Source organism: Ferruginibacter sp. (assembly GCF_028288465.1).
In the GTDB taxonomy this organism is placed as follows: Bacteria; Bacteroidota; Bacteroidia; order Chitinophagales; family Chitinophagaceae; genus Ferruginibacter.
Genome location: NZ_JAQBNR010000043.1, coordinates 101855 through 127998 on the forward strand (window position 1 = coordinate 101855; position 26144 = coordinate 127998).

Below are 26144 nucleotides of genomic sequence, written 5' to 3' on the forward strand. Positions count from 1 at the left end.
TTGCCTGGCCGACAGCTTGCGGCAGGTGGGTGATATCTTGATTCACGAAGGCTTCTAAAGCGTATGTTGGCTAGTTTTTTCCTGGGAAAATTCAACCAGTGTTTTTCTAAATCAAATTTATAAATGTTAATCTGAATTTTCAACATCCACCCTTGCCGGGTATGATGGCATAGATCAGGTTGCCTGAAACAAATAAATTGAAGGCCTTACCGTCTACAGCAGGAAGTAATAGTTTCCATGTTTTTCCCTTGTCTGATGATTTGAAAATGCCGTCACGATGAGCACAAACTAAGTTTTCACCAACCTGGAAAATATAAGGCATGAAGGCTTTCAAAGTTGGGCGATCATTCCAGGTCCGTCCTATTGAATCAATAGCATCTTTGTTGCCGGCATTATTGGGCTGCCAGGTTTTACCGCCGTCATAGGATGTTTTTATCCCCCTGGGATTTGACGCTGAAGTAGCAATCATAGCAGCGAATCCACGGTTGATCTGTTTTACATCCCAAACTTCACTGCTATCACTGGTCACCGGCGCCCAGGTTTCGCCATTATCGGTTGATCTTATCAGCTTTCTCCAATTGGTCGCCAGCAACACGCCATCCGCCTCTGCCATATGCCCTACCAGGGTTCCGGCATACACCTGTTTCCAGGTTGATCCATTGTCATCCGTTTTAAAAAAGCCTTTTTGGGTGCCGATGAAAATTGCACCTCCGGCAGTTTCAAAAGTGCTGCGTACTACCGGAATCTGAAAAGTATCGAATACCGGCGACCATACACTCGTGCCGTCTGTTTTTTTCACATTTACAGTCCAGGACTTGTATGCAACTGTCCCGGGCTTACCGGGGGCTATGCTGCTATCTTCGCCGTGGAAAATTTCTTTCGTCCAATAAGGAGCGGTGGCATTTGGTGTACTTTTATAAAGTGCGCTGTCAACCTTTAGAAACAGCCCTTTATCATTTAGAAAGAAGCTATTTCCCCGGATACTGTCTTGCCGCAAATTGTCCGGCAGCCCTTCGCTGATGTCCTGCCATGTTTGTCCGCCATCTGCAGATTTAAAAACGATGTTTGTTTTTACCCCCGCTTTCTTTTCTTTTAGTACAAAAGCATATATACCAAATGATACCAGGATGATGGCCGGCACAAACACAAATAATCTTTTCATTTTTTTAAATTTAGCGTAAAACATATTGATTAATCATTAGCGGAAAGCAGCAGTCAGGGCAATACAAACTATTACTGACCGGCTTCACTCTCGGCTAGATTTAGCAATGTGACTCCGTCTGTATGGCATAAATCACGTTGCCGGAAACAGATAATGTAAACATCTTTCCTTTATCCGCAGGAAGCACCAGTTTCCATGTTTTTCCCTTGTTGGAGGATTTGTAAATTCCATCCGTATGACCGCAAAAGAAGTTTTCACCCACCTGGATAATGGAAGTTTTGTACTCTGGGCCCGGAGGGGCGGCTTCTTTAGGATGCCATGCTGAGTCAGTGCCTTGTGCCGGATTGCTGACATTAATGAGCGGCCACGGTGAGTCGGTAATAGCTTGCCCGGGGAATCCTGCATCAATGGGCTGCCAGGTTTTGCCGCCGTCATAAGATGTTCGTATTCTCCTGGTCTTTACGGCTGTACTGTAGCTAATAGCCGCAAGCCCACCCTGGATGCAGGCTACATCAATGCCCACGCCACCCTCACTGATTACCACCGACCAGTGTTCACCCTCATCGGCCGACCGTATTATCCCGCTCATGCTGGTGGCCACTAATACACCGTTCTGCTCTACTATTTTAATTACCCAGCCTCCGGCATGCACCTGTTTCCAGGTTTTTCCATTGTCTGTAGATTTATAAAGACCGTTATCGGAACCGATGAAAACGGCGCCGCCGGCAGTTTCAAAAACCGTGCGTATATTCCCTTTAAAATTTGTGTACACAGGTGACCATACACTTGTTCCGCTTATTTTTTGTACAATCTGACCTCCGTAATTGTATGCAAACATCCCATGCTTGCCAGCAGCAATGCTACTCCATTTGTCAGGGAAAATTTCTTTTTGCCAGAAAGAAGTGGTGGAATTTGGGGTGCTGTGATAGGTGTCTTTCCCACCACGTAGCCAGAGCCCGTTTTCATTTGCATAGAAACCACCTTCTTTCAAATTTCCAGGCAGCCCTTTGCTGATATCCTGCCATGTTTGTCCGCCATCTGCAGATTTGAAAATGATGTTTGCAGTTGCAGCCTTGTCTGTTTTTAATATTGGCTGATTATCCGGAAATGGAAACACAAAAGGGAATTGGAAAAGGAGCAAAAGAGCAAGGCTATAAATTTTCATGACTATTATTGATTGGGTGAAACAATAAAGTAAAGCTACCGGTTGGCAATTAGCCTGCAGCTTTTTAATAGTAAAAACTTGTAAAGTATGTGTAAAACGTTTGTAAAACCACGTAAAACTGCCGTATACAGCGTATTTTGCACACATGAAGAAGTCATTTTTGCTGGTCGGGTCATCCATCATGGCAATTGCTATTTTGATTGCCGCTGTTGCATTTAGCAATAAAAAAAATGACATTCCAGCAAATCACCTGGAAGTGGTATTACGTGATATCGGACACGAGTTGTTGCTTTCAGCTAAAGATTCTTCCTCCCGGGTACTGCCGGTTAAGAAAATAAATGACCATACCTACCAGATATCCTTTCAAAATGACTTTGGTTTTATTTCAGATTCACTCATCAATTTAGTTCAACGGACGTTTCAAAAAAATGCGCTGGCAAAAGATTATATAGTGAATCTGAGGAATTGTAAGCAAAATGAAACGGTTTTTGCATTCGAAATAAATAGCCATACAGGCGATTTAACACCTTGCAGGGGTCGTAAGCTCGACGTCGGTTGTTATGTTATTGAAATTGATTTGTTGAAGAAAGAGCAGTTTAATTTCCTTTGGTTGTTGCTGTTGATTATTCCTTTGGGTGTTCTTGTTTTTTATATGATTAATCCCTTTCGGAAAAAAGAAGTGCAGGAAGTGCAGGAAGAGAAAGAGGAGGAAGCAGCGCAGGAACCAATCGCCGGTAGCAATGATTATATACCATTAGGAAGCTTTCAGTTTTATACCGGTAATAATGTGCTCAAAAGGGAGCATGCAACTATTCCGCTTTCGGAAAAAGAAGCAAAGGCGCTAAAAATATTTGCTGAAAACATCAATCAAATCGTAGCAAGGGAAAAACTGATGAAAGAGATCTGGGAAGATGAAGGTATCGTAGTAATCAGTAGAAATGTGGATGTACTGGTATCCAAATTGCGTAAGAAATTAAGCGACGATGACTCCGTTAAATTTATTAATGTACATGGGAAGGGGTACAAATTTGTTATTGGGTAGGGGGGTGTTGATTTATATCAGGCCAGCCAAAAATCAATGTGGTATTTTATCAGCCATGCTCCATTGATTTTTGTCAGTATCGCCAATGCGCCATGCGCATTCAACCCATTCCGATAATGCGAATGATAACATACAGCAGTTTGTCCATCTTCAGCATAGCTGATATTTGAAAATTGAAAGAGCCCACCTGAACCGGGATATTTCTTATAGAACTTTTTCCATTCGGCTTTAGGATTTTTTTTGAAGGGAGACCTAGCGATCATAAATACCTTAATGCCAACATCAATCTGTCCATGTAATGCGGAGCCGGTCGTTTGGCTTTTATAGAATCTCAGTACTTCATGTTGCGTTGCGGTATCTATTGACCGTACGTTGTTTCCCTTGTCGTCACGAGTTGAAAACCTAAGTGTTTCTAATTGTTGAGGGTCTTGTGATTGAATGGCCTGTGTTACCCAATCACCTGGTTCTTTGTCATTTTGTAGTAATGCATTAATAATAGTAACAGACGCCGTTGTTTTGATAATCTCTGAATTTATTATTGCAGTGTAAACTTCATTGTCAACAGAAATAATTTGCTGTCCAAACAGCAATTGAATGGTCGATAGTAAAACTGTCGTTATAAAGATCCGTTTGAGCATGATGTGTAAAATTGAGCAATAGCAAACCTTCTTAGCGGCCGTGCCTGACGCCTTATTTCTTTCTGATAGATTTCAGTTGTTTGATATCAGCTAAATCCTTCGGACGTGAATTTGCAGCTTTGTCTTGTAGCAATTCATCCAAGCCAATAAATTGCATCTCTATTCCTTTTATAGTTGTGATTTCTTTTTTTTCGTATGCTTGCCTGAATTTTGTGGATGCTTTCAATTTAGGTAGGAAATCAAGAGTAAACTTATTTAAGTCAAATTTGAAATACGATTTTAGAGGATTTGGAGATTGCTCTTCAAAAAACTCTTTTACATCCTGGCCGAGTTCAGCGAGCGCATTTAAAAGTTTAAAGTAGTTGTCATATGTTGGATTATACCAAATATCAAGATCAAATTTTTCAGTCGGAGCATCAGTAGAATTTTGAGACCATCTAAAATATCCATGAAAAGCCACGGCTGTACCGCCAACAATTAAATATTGAACCCCGTTTTTATTAAGAATTTGACAAACCCGGAGTATCTCGTTGGTTAAGCTCTTCTCCATTTGCTTTTAGGCTTTTTTTGCTTTTGACTTACTCAGCAATTGAAGAAATTTCTCCATCTCTGCTTCCACCTTTTTTGTATGATTAGCAGTCTTCCTGGACTTAACTGGTGAATGCTGTTTCAAGCTTTTAAAAGTAGTATGTCTTGTCAATGTTGCCATAAGTAAAGCTAAGATTTTTTTGGGTTGCCTCAAAAACCCTAAACTGTTGAATAATAACCGCTAACGTGCGTATTTATACTGGCTATACATCACTTGCTATAAAATAGTTTACTACAAATTATTTTTAAACGCATCGCACAAAGTACCGCCGTCGGATTTGACTTACGCAAATACGACGGGGTTATCGATAAATAAGCGGAAAGTTTTTAAACTGCATTAGAAAACAACGATCCATAAAGCGTTTCCAAAAGCTGCCAAGGCACAAGAGTGCTATGCTTGCCCGGATCAACCCGTTCGGACGGGCTACGATGTGCCATTAAATTTTGCTTTGCCGAGCCCATTATTTTTAGTCTCACAGTACAAATAACAACAAGCCGGAGCGTTGTGTTACACCAACGCCTCGTACAAAATTTCTACCGGGTGTTTGGCGTGTACCTGTGTGCCGTCTTTTATCTGGTGGCGGCAGCTGGTGCCGGGGGCGGCTACAATTACCTCCGCTTTTTTATTGCGTACTGCCGGGAACAATACCAGTTCACCTATCTGCATGCTGAGATCGTAATGTTCTTTTTCATAACCGAAACTGCCGGCCATGCCACAACAGCCGCTGGGAATGGTTTGTACAGTATAGTTTTTTGGCAGCGATAAAATGTCGGCTGTATAAGCGACAGATGACAATGATTTTTGCTGGCAATGGCCATGCAGCAGAATCTGTTTTTCATCGGTGGTAAACTGGTCTGCGGAGATATGCCCTCTTTTTATTTCAGCGGCAATAAACTCGTCGATGATAAAAACGTTTTTACTGAGTTTTTTTGCGGCTTCCAATAAGTCGTCATTTGCCAGGTCAATATATTCATCCCTGAACGTTAGGATGGCGCTGGGTTCTATACCAATCAGCGGTGTATCTTCCGTAATCATATCTTTCAGCGCCGCAATATTTTTGTTTACGATGGTTTTGGCTTTGCGGATCAGGCCCTTACTGAGCCAGGTTCTGCCGCTTTCCAGGTGCGCCGGTATAATTACATTGTAGCCCAGTTTTTCCAGCAGCAAAATGGCTTTTATGCCAATGGAGGTATCGTTATAATTAGTGAACTCATCACAAAACAAATAAACAGTCCTGCCTCCATCTCCTGAAGAGGTGTTGCGGCGCTTCCTTTGCCAGTTTTGTAACGTGGTTGTGTACATCAATGGCATGGACCTTTTTACTGCAAACCCACTTAATTTTTTAATGAGGTTGCTGATGGGTTTGTTGGTCATGGCAAAATTGTACTGTCCCGGTACCAGCGCACCCAGTTGGGCCGACTTTGTAAAGTTAGCAATCAGCTTGCTCCGGAAAGGCACGCCGTTGGTATCGTAATACTGCTGTAAAAATTCTGCTTTTAGTTTGGCCACATCCACATTGCTCGGGCACTCCGATTTACAGGCTTTGCAACTGAGGCAAAGATCCATCACTTCATAAATTTCTTTATGGTTAAAACGGTTAACCTTAGTGGAGTTGGTTAAAAACTCCCGCAATATATTGGCCCTGGCACGGGTGGTATCTTTTTCGTTTCGCGTAGCCATAAACGAAGGGCACATGCTGCCACCACTCAACTGGGTTTTACGGCAATCGCCACTGCCATTGCATTGTTCGGCGTGCTGCAATACATCCTGGTTGTGGTAGCGAAAGATAGTATTGAACTTGGGTGTTTGCTGCCCCGGTGTGTAGCGCAACATACTGTTCATGGGCGGCGTATCTACAATTTTATTGGGGTTAAAAATATGCTGCGGATCCCAGGTATTTTTCACCTGCTTTAACAACTGGTAATTTTTAGGCCCCACCATCTGTTCAATGAACTCGCCTCTTAAACGGCCATCGCCATGCTCGCCGCTTAATGAGCCGTCGTATTTTTTTACAAGCGTAGCAATTTCCTGGGCAATGGTTTTAAACAGATGGTTACCTTCTTCGGTTTTTAAATTGATGATGGGGCGCAAGTGTATTTCGCCTGAACCGGCATGCGCATAATGCACGGCATGCAGATCGTACTTCACCAATATTTCATTGAACTCCCGGATATAAGCGGGCAGGTCTTCTACATCAACAGCAGTGTCTTCAATTACCGGAACGGCTTTTTCATCACCTGGTAAATTGCCGAGCAATCCTAAACCCGCTTTGCGCAGCGTCCATATTTTTTTGGTGTCGTTGCCAAACAATAAAGGGAAATGATAGCCGAGTCCTGCGGCACGCATATCGGCTTCTACCTGGCTACAAATAGCAGTGATTTCTTCGCGGGTATTTTTTACAAATTCTACCACCAGAATAGCACCGGGATCGCCTTGTACAAAAAAGCGGTTTTTATTTTGTTCAATATTGTCTTTGGTGCATTCTAAAATATAATGGTCAATCAGCTCGCTGGCGCTGGGCTTGTATTTGAGTGCAATTAAATTGGCCCGCAGGCTTTCATCAATGCTGTTGAAATGCACACAAAGTAAACCGGTTTCTTTGGGTGGCAACGGTACTACATTCAGTTTTATCTCGGTGAGAAAAGCCAGCGTACCTTCTGAGCCTGCTATCAAATCGCAAAAATTAAAATCGGGCATGCCGGCCACAAAGGGCGATTTCTCCAGCAACAGATCAATGGCATAACCGGTGTTGCGGCGCTCTACTGATTTTTTGGGAAACTGTTTTCTTATTTCCTGCTGGTTATCGTAATTGCTTAATATGCCGCGGATGTTGTTATAGATTTTTCCTTCGAGTGTATTGAGTTCGCATTTGGCATGAAAGTCATCATTGCTCAGGGTTTTAAATTCAGCTTCTGTACCGTCACTTAAAATGGCTTTTACTTCCAGCAAATGTTCTCTTGTGCTGCGGTACACAACGGAGTTGCTGCCGCAGGAATTGTTGCCCACCATACCACCGATCATAGCCCGGTTGGCGGTGGAGGTTTCTGGCCCGAAGAATAAACCATGTGGTTTTAAAAACATGTTTAATTCGTCACGGATTACGCCGGGTTGCACCCGTACCCAGTGTTCTTCTTTATTAAGTTCAATAATGTTGGTGAAATTTTTTGATACATCCACAATGATACCGTTGCCCACTACCTGGCCGGCAAGTGAAGTGCCCGCCGTACGGGGAATAACCGATGTGTTATTTTGGTGTGCAAACTGTATGAGCTTTTTAATATCGGCTGTAGTTTTAGGAATGGCAACTGCCAGCGGCATTTCGCGGTAGGCCGAAGCGTCCGTAGCATACAATATCCGCATGGTGTCATCTGTAAAAAAATCTCCTTCCAGCAATCCGGCCAGTTCCTGTAGTTTCTCCTTCATTAAAAATGTTGCTTTGCCGCAAAATTAGTTTTTTTATAGAACACTGATAACACCGATTGAGCGGACGAACACGGATATATATAGGATGCTGATAATGATAGAGTCCGGATTGGGAAGGAACAGAGAAAATGCTTACTGGGCAATTTTATGCTGATAAAATACAATGCGTTGATCCGTTATCAACACCCGGACAAAAATCAGTTTTTAATTAATTTGATCCGTATTATAAAGGTTACTACGCATTGCTGCAAAGCAGCAATTAAAATCCGTTCGATCGGTGTTATCAGCGTTCCATTGTATTAATTTTGAGAACTATGGAGTGTTATCTACCTCAATTACTACTGGAGTCTCTTGAAGGTTTGCCCGGGTATGACCGCCAGGCTTTTGAAAATATACATGGTTCCGGCGAACAGGTGATTTCTGTGCGGTTGAACCATCGTAAAATACCCACTGTTGCGGAACTGGCTTTTGATGATGCGGAGGTTGCGGGCAATGTTCCCTGGAGCAGCGATGGTTATTATTTATCAACACGGCCATCGTTTACATTGGATCCGGTGTTTCATGCCGGCGCCTATTATGTGCAGGAAGCCAGCAGCATGTTTTTGGAACAGGCGTTACGGCAGACAACCGATCTTACTCAACCCATTAAAGTACTGGATCTTTGCGCTGCACCGGGCGGTAAATCAACTTTGCTGCAATCGCTTATCAGTGATAGCAGTTTGCTGGTGAGCAATGAAGTAATTAAAACCCGGGTGAATGTACTGGCGGAAAATATTACTAAATGGGGAGCTGCCAATGTGGTGGTCACCAACAATGATCCCAAAGATTTTCAGCGACTGGAAAATTATTTTGATGTAATTGTAGTGGATGCACCCTGTAGTGGCAGTGGTTTGTTTAGAAGAGATGCTGACCTGGTAAAAGAATGGAGTCCGCAAAATGTAACCATGTGCAGTCAGCGTCAGCAACGAATTTTGGCGGATGTACTGCCTGCGTTAAAAGAAGGGGGCAGGTTAATTTATTCCACCTGTTCTTATTCGGAAAGCGAAGATGAAACCATTGCCGACTGGCTGGTGGAAGAATGCCATTTAATACCGGTAGCAATACCAACGCAACCGGAATGGGGGATTGTTGAAACAAGGTCACCCAAACACCAAGGGTATGGCTATCGTTTTTACCCGGATAAAGTAAAGGGCGAAGGTTTTTTTATTGCCGCATTTACAAAAGGTGAAAAGATTGAACCGGTTTGGCAAAGCAATAAATACAAGACCAAATCAGAGCGGCTCACGGCTAAGGAGATTGATATTGTGCAACCATATTTAACCACTGCTGAATCATTTTTCTTTATCAGACAAAACGATGAAACCATTGCATTGCCTGCGCACCTGGAAAATGAACTGGCTACCATTCAGCATAGCTTGTATATAAAAAAGGCAGGTGTAAAAATGGGTACTATCATCCGCAACGAACTGATACCCGATCATGAACTGGCATTGAGTAACAGCATCAGCAAAACCATCAATGCCGTTGAAGTTGATAAAGCCACTGCCCTGCAATACCTGCGTAAACAGGAAATAAAATTGGCCACTGACTTAAAAGGCTGGGCGCTGCTGACACACCAGCAATTGCCGTTGGGCTGGATAAAAATTTTGCCTAACCGCATCAATAATTATTACCCTGCCAACTGGCGCATTTTGAATAAGTAAAATAAAAACAAAAAAATATAGTTTAATCAGTGGTTATAACAGCTTGTTAAACTAATTTAACAGTTTCGGGAATAATTGTTAACCAACTTATTTTCCCATCTTTGCAACGAAAATTTATATCTGATGAAGCGTTTATTAATATTGTTATTTTGTCTGCCTTTGACCCTGCTGGCGCAAAATGCACCATTGGTGGTTGAAGGAGCTTCTCCCAATTTATACCTTACCCATACTGTAAAATCAAAGGAAAATTATTACAGCATTGGCAGAATGTACAATATCAGCCCTAAAGAAATTGCCCCATTTAATAACCTTGCGCTGGAAAAAGGTCTTAGCCTCAACCAGGTGATAAAAGTACCGTTGACGGATGTTAATTTTTTACAATCCGGCAATGCACCTTCGGATGAAGTGCTGGTGCCAGTATATCACATTGTAAAAGATAAAGAAGGATTATATCGCATAGCCACCAATGCCAAAGTAGCGCTGGACAATTTAAAACAATGGAACAATATTAAGAGCGATGCCGTGGCCAATGGAACACATTTAATTATAGGCTATTTAAAAGTGAAACCTGCGTTGTCTGCGCTATCATCGATGGCTAAAAACAAACCGGCCGACCTGGCCGTGACCGCACCTGCTGTTACAAAAACAGAAGCACCAGTTGTAAAGGCTCCTGAGCCGGTTAAAAAAGAAGCTGTCATTGTAAAGGAACCTGTTGCTACACCGCCAACTGTAAAGAAGGATCTGCCGCCGGCTGTAAAGGAAGCAGAACCCGTTACGCAGCCAGTGGTAGTGGCCGGTAAAAATTTCAATGGAGGTAGTTTTAAAGCCAATTTTGATAAACAGGCCAAGCCCAACCCGGCAAGTGAAAGTGGCACAGGCGCTGTGTTTAGGAGCAATAGCGGCTGGCAGGATGGAAAATATTATTGTTTGCACAACACCGCCGCACCTGGCACTATTATAAAGGTTACCAGCAGCAGTACCGGTAAATCTATCTACGCAAAAGTGCTGGATGTAATTCCGGATATCAAACAGAACAGCGGGCTGATCATTCGCATCAGCAATGCGGCAGCTCAGGAACTGGGTTTGGGCGAAACTAAATTTGATTGTACGCTGAATTATTCCAAATAGCGAACGATCATTTTTTTGCGGCAGTCGTTTTCTTTTTACCCCATCTTTCTTTTACATAGGCATACGCTTTTATTTCGTCTGCTTCCGTAGGTTTTGCTTCAGCAATATACCGCTGGTAATATTTTTGTGCCTGCTGCATGTTATGCAAATGTGCTTCCGCAATGCGGCCGCAATTGTAATTCATCACCGGATTTTTAAAAAGATAATACGCCGTATCATACTGGTTAATTGCTTTTGCATATTGCTTCAGCGATTCATAATTTAAAGCAAGGTTATAATAATACATCTCCGCTGATTTTGAAATGGAAAGGTTCACACATACCCTTAGCAACGCATTGCTCTTATCATAGTCTTTTAATTTGGCCCAGGCTTTTGCTTCATAATAAATAACATTGTCAACCATGTAACCTTTATCATTCAGGTATTCACAAACCCGGATGCAATCGGAATACAGTTTAAGATTGTAATAGCCAATCAACAGCTGCGTAAGCGCAGTGAGCGGAGACTCTCCCATACGGATAATTTGTTCCCCTGGTGTTCGAAGGTTTTGAAAATCGCCTGCATTATAAGCAGAACGAATGCGCAGTTTTAAAAAAGAGAGATTGACGGAATCCTGTTCCAGCCCTGCTTCTGTTACACTATCGGCACGGGTATATTCTTTTCTGTCAATTAGCACATCCGCAAGACCAACACCATTTTTATAATCTTTCGGCGCCAGCGAATAAGCCTTGCTGAAATAAACAAAGGCAGAATCCTGCTCATCCTTTCTTTTAAATAATTCGCCCATGCTGCGGTAATAACCGGCTTTGGCCGGCCGCAGCAGAATAAGGCGGCGGGTATATTGCAGGGCTTCATTGGGGCTGTCATTTTTAGTAAGCAGTGCCAGGTATTGCAGCGCAGCAATATTATCGGGATCAACGAGTACAATTTGCCTGTAAACATTTTCAGCCTCCCTTGTATTATCATTCATGTAGTGAGCGTAGCCTAAGTAGCCAAGCAGTTGTACATTTTTAGTATCAGCAGCAATGGCTGGAGTTAGGTAGCTAACCGCTTCATCAAATTGTTGACTTTGAAAAAAATCCATCACTTTGTTTTTATCAACGGCAGCTGATTGAGCAAATGCTGTAATGGAAAACAATGTCAGGGTGAATAAGCAGCAAGTTATTTTTTTCATACAGAACGAATTGTTGTGATAGAAAAATACAAATATTATTTCAAGGGGTTTTTATTTTTACGTCAGACGCAGTTTTCTTTTTTTTCCATAAAAGGATTGAAAAATAAAAGCGGCATTTATTTTCTTTTTTAGCAGATAACATTTTTTGTTCAAAACCAGCACCAGCATTTGTTTTACCAGTACTTATTATACTTTACACTTTTCAAGCGTTCAGCCTATAACAGGTCACTCATTTATTGCGCAAACGTTTGTAGCATTTTTAAATAGTATTGTGTGTTATATTGGTAAGGCAAGCAGCTCTGCACCTGCCGCACTTCATTTCAACCACAATCAACTGTTATGCGTCTGTCATTTTCAATACGTATTTGTTTACTGTTTGTGGTAACGGGTATATACAACGGTGCGTTTTGCCAGTCTTCAGAAGCGGTTACACTCAGCAGTTTCCGCCCGGTTTCAATTTATAAAATACCCCAAACTTCCATCGCTAAAGCCAAATACCCGGTGATTGATTTTCATTCGCATGATTATCCTAAAACCGATGCTGAAGTAGCGGTATGGGTAAAAAGAATGGATGAAATGAACATCGAAAAAACATTGATCCTTACTTATTCAACCGGTTCAAGATTTGATTCGCTGGTAGATAAATATGCTCCTTACAAAGACCGCTTTGAAGTATGGTGTGGGTTTGATTATACTGGACATGAAACACCAGGCTGGCAAAAGCATGCACTGGCGGAACTGGAAAGATGTTACCAGAAAGGCGCTAAGGGCGTAGGCGAACTGGGAGATAAAGGTTTGGGTGAATTATACTCCATGCCAACACCCGGGTACGGTTTGCATATTGATGACCCGGCCATGAAACCTTTGCTGGAAAAATGTGCTGAATTGCATATGCCCGTGAGCATACATGTAGCCGAAGACCAGTGGATGTATGAAAAACCCGACTCAACCAATGATGGATTGATGAACGCGGCCACCTGGAAAGTGGATATGAACAAGCCTGGCATTTTAACACATGATCAACTGGTAAGGACGCTGGAGAATGCGGTAAAGAATAATCCTGCCACTACTTTTATTGCCTGCCACCTGGCTAACACCAATGCTGACCTTAGCATGCTGGGAAAATTGTTTGATACCTATCCCAACCTGTATGCAGACATCGCCGCCCGGTTTGGTGAGTTCTCGCCTATACCAAGGTACACAAAAGCTTTTTTTGAAAAACATGCTGACCGTATTGTGTACGGTACAGATATGGGTTTTGATAAAAGCATGTATCAGACAACTTTTCGTATTTTAGAATCTGCCGATGAACATTTTTACGATCACCAGTTATTCAGTTATCACTGGGCTTTATATGGTTTGTCATTAAACGATGCCACGCTTAAAAAAATATACAGTGGCAATGGCAGAAAAATATTGAATCATTCAAAAAAATAAAACCAACAATACTTTATGAGCCAACCTTTTCAAGCGGACCCGCAGACTGCTGCAGAAAAAAATGTTCCGGCAGCAGTAGTTAATCCGCCAATGCCTGTCAGCAGAATTGCTTCGGTGGATGTTTACCGCGGCTTTGTAATGTTGCTGATGATGGGAGAAGTACTTTCACTTGAATCCGTATCAAAGGCTTTGCCTGACAGTTCGTTCTGGGGTTTTCTCGCCTTCAATCAAAGTCATGTGGAATGGACCTGGCTTTCGCTGCATGATATGATCCAGCCTTCGTTTACGTTTTTAGTAGGCGTAGTATTACCCTATTCCATCGCCGGCCGGAAAAGTAAAGGCGCTTCTTTCAACAATATTATTTTGCATACCATCAAGCGGTCGCTCATACTAATATGCCTCGGGATATTTTTGCGGTCTATGTGGAGCACCCAAACCAATTTCACTTTTGAAGATACGCTGACACAGATAGGTATGGGTTATACTTTTTTAGTGCTCATCTCTTATTGTAAACCCCGTATTCAACTCATTGCACTGATTGTTATTTTGGTTGGTTACTGGCTGGCCTTTGCCTTGTACCCGTTGCCTGGTGCCGGTTTCGATTATGCTGCTGCTGGTACCGAAGCCAATTGGGAACACAACCTTCACGGGTTTGCGGCACACTGGAATAAAAACACCAATCTTGCCTGGGCTTTTGATCAATGGTTCTTAAATCTTTTTCCACGGGAAAAACAATTTTTAAATAATGGCGGCGGTTATGCCACGCTTAGTTTTATACCCACGCTGGGCACCATGCTGCTAGGCCTGTTTGCAGGACGGGCATTAAAAGATGAAACGACCACACAACAGCAGAAAATTAAATTTTTTGTTACCATGGGCGCCGGTTTACTGCTGCTTGGGGCCATGCTGCATTTTACCGGTATCAACCCAATTGTAAAACGCATCTGGACGCCGGCCTGGACTATTTTTAGTGGCGGTATTTGCTGTTTATTCCTGGCCTTTTTTTATGGGGTGGTAGATGTAGCACAAAAAAGAAAATGGGCCTATTTTTTAATGGTGATCGGTGCCAATTCAATTGCTGCCTATGTAATGGCCGATGGTGGTATCCGCTCGCTGATCTCCAACTCACTGCACATACATTTAGGTGCTAACTATGACCATATTTTTGGAGCACCTTATGCGACGCTGGTTAACGGAATACTCGTGTTATTTTTTCTATGGCTTATTTTAAACTGGATGTATAAGAAAAGGATTTTTATAAAAATTTAGGTCTGTTTTAAAAAGCCCGGTGGAATTACCGGGCTTTTTTTGTTGTTATAAATGATAGCAAGCCATTGGTTGGCTACAACTGTTTCAACACCTGCTGATAATATTCTGTCAGTACCATTTTTTTTGCCGCGGCTTTATCAGTCTTTCCACCGAAGGAGATGAATTGTATCATGCCATTTTTATCCAGGACGATACTGGTGGGGAAGGCATTGTTTTGATTCAGCCGGTAACATTCCTGCTGCGTTAAAGAGATGATCTTATATTGCATGCGGTATTTCTTTGCCAACACCTGAACTGTTTTGGGCGATTCATATGTAAAGGAGACAAATTCAAATTGCTTATTTGTCTTCAACTTTTTATACAACTCATTCAATGCATCCAGTTCGGCAATACAGGGCGGGCAGTTGGCAAACCAAAAGTTTATAAATACTACTTTACCAGTTATATCCTGATTGGTAAACGTCTTGTTGTGCAATAACGCTTTAAATAAAGGAAATGGTTTGCCAATGCTTTCTTTTTGCCTGGCACTCACCAGCGAATCAAAATCAATTTGCTGCTGCTGACCATAAGTGATCAGACTTATCAATAAAAAAATAAGTACAAAATATGGCTTCATCGGGTTGTTAAAAATAGTTTGGAAGTGATATTTATCTTTCCTAAAAATAGTCTGTTGGTTCTTTAATATTTAATGTCTTTTAAATATACTGATGAAGTGTGGATTTCAATTTTCATCAGGGTAATCTGGAGTGGTCTATGACTGTAGCAGTTAAAATCTCTTTGTATCCCAATAATATTTCTTCAAACATATTAAAATAGCGAGAGTTCTCTTTGCAAATTTTCTTTCGCCTGTCGCTCAAATTTTGTGTAGAAGTAATCTGTTTTAAAAATGCGTTCCATTGCTAAAAAATGTTTCAGCACTTTTCGTCTTCCCGGGTTGTAAATAACATCAGGATAAATGGCATATTCTTTTCGTACGTTTTTAAAATAAGCTGAATACGTGTCCCAGTCGGTTCCTAAGATAGAGAGGTCTGCATCTGTAAAATAGTTGGTGTCGGTATCTGTATTGTCAAGATGTTTTTTGGTAGCTAAAATTTGTGCTTTGCAAGCTGCAATTATTTCGGCAGGAATAACTATCTGTTTCATCCGTTGCTCAGCAAGCCCAGCACTCTTTTCTTCGTTATCAGATTGTAATGCATTGTAAACACAGTCGTGGTAATACAATGTAAAAAGAATGGTATCCCAATGTTGTATATTGTTTTTCACCTCCAGTAACTGGATTAACAAATTTTCCAAATGGGCCAAAGTGTGGTAAAATCTTTTTTTACCTGAATAGCTTATTTCAATTTCATTCCATAGTTCCGTTGCCAGCTGATTGTTGCCGGCGTATCCAGACACCAGTTGAGTGAAAGTTTGTTTGAGCATACGATCGTTGGTTACAGGCATCTCAACAAGTTAATTATTTAACGGTTTAAATTACATTGTCATCTTAAATTTCTTGCAATCACAATCACAGCTGCTTAATCTAATCTTAACAATTTTAATTTATAATGCTTAATTTTAAACTATTCATTTCAACATTTTAACGCTGCTTCATCATGCAAATTAAGGCTGGAATTGTATTAACAGGTGCACCATCACTGGATGATCCAAACTTTGATAAAGTCACTATTTTTATAACTGAATACAACAAAAAAGGAGCAACAGGTTTTGTTGTGAATAAATTATTTGGCAGAACATTAAACGAACTGGAAGAATTTAAAGACAGCCTGCCGTTTCCGTTGTATGATGGCGGTCCAATGGACAGGGAGCATCTTTTTTTTATCCACCGCCGGCCGGATATCATCAGGGGCGGAACACCTGTTACTGATACCATTTACTTCGGTGGCAATTTTCAGCAGGCGGTTGCTCATATGAACGACCGGTCAGTTCTGCAGCATGAAATAAAAATTTTTGTGGGCTATTGCGGCTGGGATTTTAATCAGCTGGAAGACGAAGTGGAAGAAGGAAGTTGGATAGTCGGGAATGCTGATATAGAAAAAATATTCTAACCTGTCTTTAAACGTGAATTAATCCTGACCCAATGTGCAAATACGGTAAATAGAATTGATAGTTATCCAGCCATTAATTTTTCCGATATTGTTTCCTGCTTGAAATCTTTCTTCCTGTATGACTTCTGTAAAATGCAGCTATTGGCTGCCATTCACTTTCCATAAAACAATATTATTTGGACAAGCTTTGCTGCTTATTTTCAGGTAATGGAACTGCAATGATGAAATAGACTACAATTAATACCGTAGCGATACCAGTTACAATAAAAGTGGCGCCTGCACCAAACTGAAACCAGATAAGCCCTGCCAGGGAACTGGCCAGCATGGTACAAATACTTTGAAATCCTGCAAAGGTTCCGATGGCGGTAGCGGTCTCTTTTTTGTCGGCAATATTGCTGATCCATGCTTTTGAAATGCCCTCTGTTGCAGCGGCGTATAACCCATATAAAAAAAACAAGGCGGCAAAAAGATAAAAATTATTGCTGACACTCATGCCAAAATACACCGCAGCAAAAATCAGCAGGCCTGCAATAAAAATTGTTTTTAATCCTATTTTATCAGCCAGCATTCCTATCGGAAAAGCGCACAAAGCATACACCAGGTTATAAAAAATATAAATTCCAATTACAGCAGTGTCGTCAAGGCCGGATTGTTTTGCTTTTAATAATAAAAAAACATCCGAACTGTTGAACAGGGTAAATGCCAGCAGGCCGCCTGCCAACTTCCGGTATAAAGCCGGGCTGGTTTTCCAGTAATGGAGGAAATCAAAAAAGGAAGTTTTGTTTACAACAGTTTTAGAGGACTTATTTTTCTGTTGCAGTAAAAAAGAAGCTGATACTGCAAGCAGGCCAGGAATAAACGCAATGTAAAAAAGTGCCCGGTAATTTTGCGGATGGTAATGCAAATAAATCAATGCAGACAGAGGCCCCAGCACAGCGCCCAACGTGTCCATAGAACGATGGAAGCCAAATATTTTGCCCTTTGTTTCCGGTGTGGCTTCGTCTGATAATGCCGCGTCTCTTGCACCTGTGCGAATGCCCTTGCCTGTACGGTCAATAGCACGGCAAATGAAAACCCATACAGGCAAAACGGAAAATGCCAGCAATGGTTTTGAGATAGCGCTCAGCGCATAGCCAGCCTGTACAAATGGCGTTCGCTTCCCGCTGTTGTCGGAGAGCTTGCCAAAGTAGCCTTTACTTAATCCTGCTATGGCCTCAGCAAAACCTTCCAGTATGCCGATCAATACAATCGAAAATCCAATCGTTTTTAAATAGATGGGCATTACGGGATACAACATTTCGCTGGCCGTGTCAGTAAATAAACTTACCAGTGATAAGATCCATACTGTTTTGGTGATGGCTTTCAATATTTATATTTTTTTGTTGACGGCATACAGGTGAAGTCAAGGCCAGTGTGATCGCTTATTTAACCGCAATAAATATATCAACTTCAGCATCTTCGGGGTTCTTTGCCTTTTCGCCATATACTTCAAAGTCTGCCATATATTTCCTGTCGATATCCGAATTCCAGATTTTTACCCATTCATTAAAAACCATACCCTGTAAAATATTTCCTTTGGCTGTATATTTTATATAAGCACCTTCCTCAATGGTTTTACCAACCATCCCTGCCGGAATGTTATTTAATGTAGAGACACTGCAACCCAAAATGGTTGTGTATGGTTTGGTATGGTCTTTTTCGTAGTCGGTATAAACGCAATAAATGGTGTTGTTTATTTTATCCGGAATCAAAGCAGCCATGCCATCTCCCATGAATTTATTCCAAAGCGAGGGAATATCCCGGCTTGATTGACCGTTTTCGTTGGTAGTCCGAATTGCAATACCAATTATATTGAATTGCTTGATTATCTCATTGTTCATGTTGTGTAGTTTAATTTAATAAGTCACAAAGCTAAATATGGTTTGTGACAACGATATGTCAGCAGGTTTTGACTTTTTTATTTATAGATTCGGCACTTCTATTGCCGGTCATGTTAAAGGATGCGCCATTTCCAAAATTTCCGGCTTAACAATAAAAATATGTACTACAGCAATGAATTTAAAATTAAGAGTTTTATTATGTGTTGCTAAAATAGCCTTCCCTGTGCAAGCTGTTTTTTACAATTGCGTCATGCTAACGGTATCGGATTGTTGTAACTCCGATGATAATACCAAAATTGCCATCTGTTTGCAGCCATTGTTTTTCGGGTAAATAAACTTCCGACACAAGACCATCAAGGTACAACGCATTTTTACAACCGGGGTTTTTAAAATAGTTTGCGAAGTCATAAAAATTAATTTCGCTTTTAGACATTGCAAAAATTACTTTATTGCAGGCAGGATGCCAACACCATTGCGGATGTTTACGTTGCCTGAGCCAGCTTTGAAAACTTTATTGATCTCACCATCGTAAACCAGCATTGGACCCGATTGTGTGGCGTATTTAATTTTACCATTGTTTTTAAAAACTTGCGTTTTGCAAATAACTGCAATGTTATCTGTAGAAAGATAAAATACACCATTTGGTTGCATAAAAATTGTCATTACCATTTGCTGTGCCCAAAGCAAATAATACTTTTTGCTTTTCAATAAAAAGTCCCTGAGGCGAACGATCAGGTTTGTACATAAAAAAAGTATATACCTGGCTGGGCGGAGGATTAAAACTGGAAATAGCCCCAACACCAACTGCTGAAACAATTGTAAGCAGGGAACGGGTTAATGACTTCAAATAATGGCTTGGACGATAGGAGAGAAGCTTGTTTTTGTTATGCTAATTGCATAATTTTCTCCAACACCATAAACTCCAGCGGTTGCAAATGTTTGCCTGTTAAGCCATCTTCATTAAAAGGAATTCTTTCGCCGGTTTCCTGGTAGCCATACCGCTTGTACCAGTCGATCAGTTCTGTGCGCTGGGTTATCACCTGCATAAAAATAGCGGGAGCATTTAAATGAACAGCATATTCTTCTGCTGCTTTCAACAACTGCTTGCCAATGCCAAAGCCCTGCAGCTGCGGGGATACCGAAAACATGCCCAGGTAAATTTTATCTTTTTTTTGCTGCAGATTTACACAACCCACAATGTGCTGATCAGTATCCAAATATTTTAAAATTACGCTGCCGGCAGAATCCATTACCTGTTGCAGGGTTTCCTCATTTGTACGAATATTACCACCGATTAAATTTGCTTCCGTTGTCCAACCCTGTTTGGAGCTTTCGCCCCGGTAAGCACTGTTTAGCAAACTGGTTATGGCAGCAATATCAGCATTGGATGCCAAGCTAATATGTGGGTTTGAAAATGTAAACATAGGCAGCGAAATTAGCAGATTTTTTAAACAGTTAATACCATAAAATGGGTTGTTATTTGATGGCATGTAACCTTTTGCTACTGTATTTCACCGGAGTAAGAGGTAATATAAACTTAATGTACGGCGCTTTATAATAGGGCTAACTTTAATAAAATATTAAAAAATATGAACTGGCCATTTATCATTTTTTTCGGTATTGCAGTTATTGCCTTAATTATTTTCCTGGTAGTTCGAAACAAAAAAGATGAAAAGATTTTCGAAGATCAGATGAATAATGATTTCCCTATATCACAGGATGAAAAAAGAGATGATGAAATTGATAAGCTCGTAAAATGAAGAGCGTAGTCAGATAAGTGCTATAACAAAAACATAACGGATGGGGATGCTTGTTGTTACAGCTTTTGGCTATTTTTAGCCACTAAAATATTCACATGGTTATCCATCCTTCTTTCTTTTTTACAATCGCTTTTACCTTCATACATTCGGTTGCAGGCATGGCGCAGGTTACGCCTCTACCTGCAACCAAACATAAAACCATTGTTATAGCGCATCGCGGCGATCATACAAAGGCACCTGAAAATACATTGGCTGCTTATCAAAACACCATTGAAGACGGTGCTGATTTTGTAGAGATAGATTTACGTACTACCAAAGACAGTCAGCTGGTAATTATGCACAATGCAACGATTGACCACATGACAACCCGGCAGGGGGAAATAAAAAGCTTTCCCCTTGACTCGCTGCGTAAAATTAAAATAAGGGAACCATTGCACCCTGAGTGGGGCATGCATACCATTCCAACCTTTAAAGAAGTGCTGCAGTTATGCAAGGGAAAAATAAATATCTACCTCGATTTTAAAGAGGCTTCTGTTGCGCAGGCCTATCAAGAAATTATCGACGCCGGAATGGAAAATCATGTTGTGGTGTACATCAACGAACCACACCAGTTTGAAGAATGGGGAACCATCGCTCCCAATATGCCGTTGATGATCAGTTTGCCAAAAGCAGTAAAAACAACAGCCGAAATGAACGAGGTGCTGCACACATTTGATATTGATATACTCGACGGAGATTATACCGAATACAATGCTGAAACAGTCGCCGCGGCTACCCAAAAGCACATTCCCATCTGGGCAGATGTACAGTCAAGGGAAGAAGGGCCTGATCAATGGAATGCGGCGCTCAAGCTTGGTTTGGCAGGCTTGCAATCAGATCATCCAAAGGAGTTAATTCAGTTTTTGATTAAGAAGGGAATCAGGTAACAATACAATCGTCCTCTAAAACGGGTTGGCTATAATTCAGTCAGCGATTTTTTTACCAGGCGGTAATTGATGGCGACAGACAAAGCCAGCAGCAATACAGCAATTGCCAATACAGTCCAGTCGATTACGATGGGCAATTCTCCACGGGCAGGCGTTACGAAATGCTGAAAGCCCAGGTGGAGTAACTGCGTGGCCAGCAATGCTGCTACAATAATGCTCACATAAACCGGGATCCATTTTTTTGCTACCGTTTTACTAAGCCAGCTTGGACTATAACCCAGTGTGAGCAACAATTGCAGGTTATCTTTACTTCTGGCAATCATCAGTTGTAAGTAAAACGAAAACAATACCAACGCCAGTAAAATAACCAATACACCGAAGCCTGCCAGTCCGCTTACAACGGCCTGCAGCACACCTTTCACACGACCAAATTTCGTTTTGTCTTTATTAACGTGGTACTCTTTACCGGCAAGATAATTCAGCAACTGCGGGTTATTGGCATCTTTTGTTTTTAAAAATACGCGGGATGCCGGGATATTGTCAACGCCTTCCAGCACCTTGTTTTGTTGCGCTAAAAAATTTTCAGGAACCAGTATGCTGTTGATGCGGTCGCTGAAGGCAACGATCCTGGCTTTGTACTGGCGGTCGCCGTTTCGTCCATGGCACAGCAAAAATAATTGTACAGAAGATGCGGTTTTTTCAGACATCTGTGGCAGATCCCAACTCGGGGCAAATACGTTGTACATCTCCAAAAAATCCGTGGAAAAAATGACGGGTACAAATTCATCCCCTTCCTTCCATTTAAAATTATCGGGTACGGTGTCAATAAAATTAGTGTTCAGTCCTTCTACAAAAACATCCGTGCTAAAGGGAATCATATTGCCTGCGTTGGCGCTTACTTTAAAGGCATTTGCTTTTAAAGGAGCTGCATCTTCAATGAAGGGCTGGCGCTGCAATTCTTTTATGTCGGCATCCGTAAAACGGTTATCCCTGCCCATATTTTCATTGGTAATGGTTTTGGTAATAGATATAAAATCGGTGCCGTTTTTACGCGTATTTTTATCTCTTATTAAATGGTTGATGTTGGTATACATCTGAACAGAACTCAGCAAAAGCAATACGCCAACACCAAGCCCCACATAACTCAGCCAGCGGCTTACTTTATTTTGACCGGCAGTTAAGAAAGGCGCAATATTTTTATAAGAGAGTTCCATTGCATGGATAATTAATTAATGGATAATTGATAATGGAAAAAGTGGTGCTTTCTAAATACTTAATACCTGCTACTTTCTGCTAAATACTTTCACCTCACAGATAAAGTAATCGTTCAGCCTTAAAATAATCTATTTTTTTTAAGTCGGTTAAAATGATGGCGGCTTTTCTTTCGGTGGCTTCTTCCTGCATCAATTCCATTGCTTTCTGCCGGTTATTCTCGTCCAGGTGACTAAAGGGCTCATCCAGCAATAAAAAATCAAACGGTTGTTGCAGCGCACGGATAATAGCAATGCGTTGCTGCTCGCCGTAACTGCAGGTGCTGCATAATTTAGCCAGTTTGCTTTCTATACCCAAACGCTTTGCCATGGCCGTTATTCTGCTTTCTTTGTGATAAGGTGCAAGCAACCTTTTTATTTCCAGGTTTTGTAATACGGTTTGTTGTGTAAACAAACGCAGGTCCTGAAAAATGATGCTGATGTTTTGTTGCCGCCACGTAGCAAATTTTTCGGCGTCGTAATTTTTAATGTTGTTGTTATCATATAAAATGTTACCGCTGTAATCTTTTCTTAACCCATATAAAAAGTGGATGAAAGATGTTTTGCCACTGCCGCTTGGTGCTATGATGTGAACGTTTTCACCGGTTGAAAAAGCAATATCCTGGTTCCATAACTGGGAACCATTGGCTTTGCCAGTTTCAAAAAAATCGGGAACAACCTGCTGCAGGGAAATTTGCATATGGGAATATAATAAAGCTGCCAATCCATAATTGAATTGGCAGCCGTAATGAAGAAAAACTATTTTTTTGAAGCTGGTGGCGCTACTACATCTTCAATGGGAATGGTTGCATCCATAGCCATTGAAGCCGTTTTTTCCTTTGCCTTTCTCGCTTTATAAATTTCGCCCAATTTAGCAGCGTATTGATTTAATTGTTTAAGACTGTTGGTTGTTTTATCAACCAGGTTTACCTCAACGGTTTGGGCGATGGCACCATCTTTAAAATCGCCGCCTTTAAACAACAGGTTATCCCACAATTTTAAAGAAGCATCATACACTGCACTGGCGCTGCTATCTTTGGTAGCTTCTTTTTCAAACGCTTTTAAAAGCAGGTGAATGTTTAGATAACCACCAAATGCCTGGCCATTTATTTTATTGATAAAATCTATATTGGGGTTGGTAGCAGAAAGAAATTTATCCGCATTTTCTTTGCTATTGGCAATGGCGAAATAAGAACCATTATCGCTGTAAGCAAAAGGTGCTTTGCTATCTGCCGGCAATCCTTTTTCGCCCAATTTTTTCCCTGCATTGATGAGCTTGTTAAAGGCATCCTTATCACCAATTGAAGTGGCAAAAATAAAATTGAAGTCAGGCTTTTCGCTTACATATCCCATTTCGCCTGCTGCGCTGTCTTTCTTCATTGATAGGTCAGAGAGTCCCAGCACCAGGTCGCCTTTATTGGCTTTAATAAAATCATCCATGGTAAAACCAACATTGCTAAGGCCCATATTGGCAATACCATCCACGCCCAGTAATTTAAGCAGTTCTTTTATACCTTCAGGTTTATAGGCAATGGCCATCAGGCCGATGATATCTTTTCCCGGCATACGTTTCAGCATATCTTCACTTACTTTTCCATCGCCGTATTTCTTGTATAATTTCCCCAGTTCATCTCCAACATAGCTTTTTACATCAACGTTAATTTTGCCGTTTTCAAAGTTTAGAGTGCCTGTGGTTAAGCTGCCTTTATACAGTTTATCCAGGTTAGCCATAGCCATCATTGGATTGTTCATAGCGCCTTTGGTAAGTTGTTCAGTATTCATCCAAAAATGCATGTCCCCGTTTTCTTTTAGCAAGGCAGTAAACTTGTCGTTCTTTGCAAGGCTGTTGCTTTCTGATAAAGCAAATAATGCTTTGCAGGTGCTAAAAATATCCCTTGGTTTTGAAGGCGTAATATCAATGGAATCCCGCTGCATTCTTCCTGACAAGGCATCCATCTGGGACATTTGCGGTGCATCAAACAAATACACAAATTTGTCTTTTGTATAACCTGCACAAAATGGGGCTTTGCTGATGAATTTAATTCCGTCGGCTTCATTTTCGCTGCCATCAGCAGCAAATGTTTTAATAAAGTTTTTAAACTGATCTTCATTTTTGATGGTGCCTTCAAAAGCAACATAGCCACCAATGCTGTCTTGTAATGCGAAAAACAACAGGTCGGTTTTGGTGTCAATCCCGGCACTGTCAGGATTATTTAAAATTACTTTCATGCCGGCTGGTACAGTACTGTCTTTGGACGCTTCAGCAAAAACCGGGTTCTGTTTTATTTCATCCCAGGATAACTTTGATGAAAGGGATTTACCATCAACCTGGATTACAAAGGCAGCTTCTTTTGGTATCAGCTTACCCTGGGTATTTGGCTTGCTGCAGGAGGCCATTAATAAAACGGCAGATCCAAGCAGCAGATTGCGAAAATGTATTTGCATATGGTTTGTTTTTTAATTAGTGCGGAAATTGATTATTAGTAACCTTTTTTATTTGTTAAAGTAAGTAAATAACTTATCAAAAAGCACTACTTCCTGTAAACCTGTTGAAAGATCTTTCACCAAACAATATTTTTGTTCAATTTCCTTACTCCCAATAATCACTGCGTATTGTATTTTCTTTTTCTCTGCGTAGCTAAACTGCTTACTGACTTTTGCAAACTCATGGTACATTTCGCATGAAACATTTTTGGCCCGCAGTTGCTGCATAATGGTAAATGCAAACCTGCTTTCTGTTTCACCCATGTTAAAAAAAATGGCTTTGGTTCCGGATTGTACAGCTTCAGGAAACAACTGCAGTTCTTCCAGCACATCGTAAATTCTGTCAACGCCAAAGCTGATACCAACACCTGCAATACCCGGCACATCAAACAAGCCGGTTAAATCGTCGTACCTGCCGCCTCCACCTATGCTGCCCATTTTAACTTCGGGCGGTGCCTTTGCTTCAAGGATAATTCCGGTGTAATAATTCAGTCCTCTTGCAAGTGTAAAATCAATATGCAACTTAATATTGGGTGACTGCTGATATATAAATTTGATTTCTTCAATTCCCTTTTTTCCTGTTTCAATATGGCCCATCAGTGCCGTTATCTGCGCCAGTTTTTCTTCATTGCTGCCAGTTATTAAAAGGTATTCTTCAATGATGGTAACTTGAGCTTCGCTGAGCTCCCTTTGTTGTAATTCTTCTTTTACCCTTTCTAAGCCGATCTTATCCAGTTTATCAATGGCAACTGTAATATCAGTTAGTTTGGATGCGCCGCCACAAAGTGTAGCCAGGGCGGTTAAAATTTTGCGGCTGTTAATTTTCAATTCATAATCCCACAGGCCCAGGCGGTTAAAAACTTCATTGTAAATATTGCAGAGTTCTACTTCATTTATCAGAGCAGTACTGCCCACCACATCCGCATCACATTGCGTAAACTCGCGGTAGCGGCCCTTTTGCGGCCGGTCTGCCCGCCACACGGGTTGTATCTGGTAGCGCCTGTAGGGAAAGGAAAGGCGCCCGTGATACAAGGCCACATGACTCGCAAAGGGAATGGTAAGTACA

Annotated in this window: 25 protein-coding genes; 8 read left to right on the plus strand and 17 right to left on the minus strand. The window is 41.2% G+C overall.

Going from position 1 to position 26144, the window contains the following annotated elements; translation table 11 throughout:
- Positions 1 to 139 precede the first annotated feature (139 nt).
- Positions 140 to 1162 (minus strand): sialidase family protein, encoded by a 1023-nt coding sequence (locus JWR61_RS16810; protein WP_301928907.1) that lies wholly within the window; start codon positions 1160 to 1162, stop codon positions 140 to 142.
- Positions 1163 to 1262: 100 nt separating this feature from the next.
- Positions 1263 to 2279 carry a sialidase family protein gene (locus JWR61_RS16815; protein WP_301928908.1) on the minus strand — a complete coding sequence of 339 codons (1017 nt, stop codon included), beginning with the start codon at positions 2277 to 2279 and terminating at the stop codon, positions 1263 to 1265.
- A 193-nt stretch (positions 2280 to 2472) separates the two neighbouring features.
- Between JWR61_RS16815 and JWR61_RS16820 the strand changes: the two genes are divergently transcribed.
- A complete protein-coding gene (locus JWR61_RS16820; RefSeq protein WP_301928909.1) occupies positions 2473 to 3369 on the plus strand; it encodes a helix-turn-helix domain-containing protein in 897 nt (298 codons plus the stop codon).
- Positions 3370 to 3386: 17 nt separating this feature from the next.
- On the opposite strand, the gene JWR61_RS16825 is transcribed toward JWR61_RS16820, so the two are convergent.
- From JWR61_RS16825 to JWR61_RS16835, 3 genes are all read right to left on the minus strand, one after another.
- Positions 3387 to 4007, minus strand: coding sequence for a hypothetical protein (locus JWR61_RS16825; protein WP_301928910.1), 621 nt, complete (start codon positions 4005 to 4007; stop codon positions 3387 to 3389).
- 52 nt (positions 4008 to 4059) lie between these two features.
- Positions 4060 to 4557 (minus strand): hypothetical protein, encoded by a 498-nt coding sequence (locus JWR61_RS16830; protein WP_301928911.1) that lies wholly within the window; start codon positions 4555 to 4557, stop codon positions 4060 to 4062.
- Between the two features lie 546 nt (positions 4558 to 5103).
- Positions 5104 to 8019: an FAD-binding and (Fe-S)-binding domain-containing protein gene (locus JWR61_RS16835; RefSeq protein WP_301928912.1), complete on the minus strand. Its 2916-nt coding sequence runs from the start codon at positions 8017 to 8019 to the stop codon at positions 5104 to 5106.
- 314 nt (positions 8020 to 8333) lie between these two features.
- Between JWR61_RS16835 and JWR61_RS16840 the strand changes: the two genes are divergently transcribed.
- Positions 8334 to 9722, plus strand: coding sequence for an RNA methyltransferase (locus JWR61_RS16840; RefSeq protein ID WP_301928913.1), 1389 nt, complete (start codon positions 8334 to 8336; stop codon positions 9720 to 9722).
- A gap of 123 nt (positions 9723 to 9845) precedes the next feature.
- Positions 9846 to 10850, plus strand: a complete 1005-nt coding sequence (locus tag JWR61_RS16845; RefSeq protein ID WP_301928914.1) for a LysM peptidoglycan-binding domain-containing protein — start codon at positions 9846 to 9848, stop codon at positions 10848 to 10850.
- Positions 10851 to 10857: 7 nt separating this feature from the next.
- Here JWR61_RS16845 and JWR61_RS16850 read toward each other — a convergent pair whose 3' ends face one another.
- Positions 10858 to 12024, minus strand: a complete 1167-nt coding sequence (locus tag JWR61_RS16850) for a tetratricopeptide repeat protein (RefSeq protein ID WP_301928915.1) — start codon at positions 12022 to 12024, stop codon at positions 10858 to 10860.
- 339 nt (positions 12025 to 12363) lie between these two features.
- On the opposite strand from JWR61_RS16850, the gene JWR61_RS16855 reads away from it, so the two are divergent.
- The gene (locus tag JWR61_RS16855; RefSeq protein ID WP_301928916.1) at positions 12364 to 13461 is read left to right on the plus strand and encodes an amidohydrolase family protein; all 1098 of its coding nucleotides are present in this window, start codon (positions 12364 to 12366) and stop codon (positions 13459 to 13461) included.
- A gap of 15 nt (positions 13462 to 13476) precedes the next feature.
- Positions 13477 to 14730: an acyltransferase family protein gene (locus JWR61_RS16860; protein WP_301928918.1), complete on the plus strand. Its 1254-nt coding sequence runs from the start codon at positions 13477 to 13479 to the stop codon at positions 14728 to 14730.
- A gap of 73 nt (positions 14731 to 14803) precedes the next feature.
- Here JWR61_RS16860 and JWR61_RS16865 read toward each other — a convergent pair whose 3' ends face one another.
- Both JWR61_RS16865 and JWR61_RS16870 read right to left on the minus strand, forming a co-directional pair.
- The gene (locus tag JWR61_RS16865) at positions 14804 to 15346 is read right to left on the minus strand and encodes a TlpA family protein disulfide reductase (protein WP_301928919.1); all 543 of its coding nucleotides are present in this window, start codon (positions 15344 to 15346) and stop codon (positions 14804 to 14806) included.
- Between the two features lie 191 nt (positions 15347 to 15537).
- On the minus strand, positions 15538 to 16173 hold the full coding sequence (locus JWR61_RS16870) for a hypothetical protein (RefSeq protein ID WP_301928920.1): 636 nt from the start codon (positions 16171 to 16173) through the stop codon (positions 15538 to 15540).
- Between the two features lie 152 nt (positions 16174 to 16325).
- Here JWR61_RS16870 and JWR61_RS16875 point away from each other — a divergent pair, with 152 nt between their 5' ends.
- Entirely contained in the window at positions 16326 to 16778 is a 453-nt protein-coding gene (locus JWR61_RS16875) for a YqgE/AlgH family protein (protein WP_301928921.1), read from the plus strand.
- A 172-nt stretch (positions 16779 to 16950) separates the two neighbouring features.
- Here the strand turns inward: JWR61_RS16875 and JWR61_RS16880 are convergent, their stop codons facing one another.
- The 5 genes from JWR61_RS16880 to JWR61_RS16900 form a co-directional block, all read right to left on the minus strand.
- Complete coding sequence (locus JWR61_RS16880) at positions 16951 to 18144, minus strand: MFS transporter (RefSeq protein ID WP_301928922.1); 1194 nt, start codon at positions 18142 to 18144, stop codon at positions 16951 to 16953.
- 55 nt (positions 18145 to 18199) lie between these two features.
- Positions 18200 to 18658, minus strand: coding sequence for a GyrI-like domain-containing protein (locus JWR61_RS16885; RefSeq protein ID WP_301928923.1), 459 nt, complete (start codon positions 18656 to 18658; stop codon positions 18200 to 18202).
- A gap of 253 nt (positions 18659 to 18911) precedes the next feature.
- Entirely contained in the window at positions 18912 to 19091 is a 180-nt protein-coding gene (locus JWR61_RS16890) for a hypothetical protein (RefSeq protein WP_301928924.1), read from the minus strand.
- 8 nt (positions 19092 to 19099) lie between these two features.
- A complete protein-coding gene (locus JWR61_RS16895) occupies positions 19100 to 19321 on the minus strand; it encodes a phosphodiester glycosidase family protein (protein ID WP_301928925.1) in 222 nt (73 codons plus the stop codon).
- 221 nt (positions 19322 to 19542) lie between these two features.
- Positions 19543 to 20082 carry a GNAT family N-acetyltransferase gene (locus JWR61_RS16900; protein ID WP_301928926.1) on the minus strand — a complete coding sequence of 180 codons (540 nt, stop codon included), beginning with the start codon at positions 20080 to 20082 and terminating at the stop codon, positions 19543 to 19545.
- A gap of 165 nt (positions 20083 to 20247) precedes the next feature.
- Here JWR61_RS16900 and JWR61_RS16905 point away from each other — a divergent pair, with 165 nt between their 5' ends.
- The gene (locus JWR61_RS16905) at positions 20248 to 20418 is read left to right on the plus strand and encodes a hypothetical protein (RefSeq protein WP_290335674.1); all 171 of its coding nucleotides are present in this window, start codon (positions 20248 to 20250) and stop codon (positions 20416 to 20418) included.
- Positions 20419 to 20513: 95 nt separating this feature from the next.
- On the plus strand, positions 20514 to 21344 hold the full coding sequence (locus tag JWR61_RS16910; protein ID WP_301928927.1) for a glycerophosphodiester phosphodiesterase family protein: 831 nt from the start codon (positions 20514 to 20516) through the stop codon (positions 21342 to 21344).
- Positions 21345 to 21373: 29 nt separating this feature from the next.
- Here the strand turns inward: JWR61_RS16910 and JWR61_RS16915 are convergent, their stop codons facing one another.
- From JWR61_RS16915 to hisS, 4 genes are all read right to left on the minus strand, one after another.
- Positions 21374 to 22558: a hypothetical protein gene (locus JWR61_RS16915; RefSeq protein WP_301928928.1), complete on the minus strand. Its 1185-nt coding sequence runs from the start codon at positions 22556 to 22558 to the stop codon at positions 21374 to 21376.
- 94 nt (positions 22559 to 22652) lie between these two features.
- Positions 22653 to 23294 carry an ATP-binding cassette domain-containing protein gene (locus JWR61_RS16920; RefSeq protein WP_301928929.1) on the minus strand — a complete coding sequence of 214 codons (642 nt, stop codon included), beginning with the start codon at positions 23292 to 23294 and terminating at the stop codon, positions 22653 to 22655.
- 59 nt (positions 23295 to 23353) lie between these two features.
- Positions 23354 to 25039: a DUF4836 family protein gene (locus JWR61_RS16925; protein ID WP_301928930.1), complete on the minus strand. Its 1686-nt coding sequence runs from the start codon at positions 25037 to 25039 to the stop codon at positions 23354 to 23356.
- A gap of 48 nt (positions 25040 to 25087) precedes the next feature.
- Positions 25088 to 26144: histidine--tRNA ligase (gene hisS, locus JWR61_RS16930; protein ID WP_301928931.1), on the minus strand; the 1057-nt coding region annotated here is incomplete at its 5' end.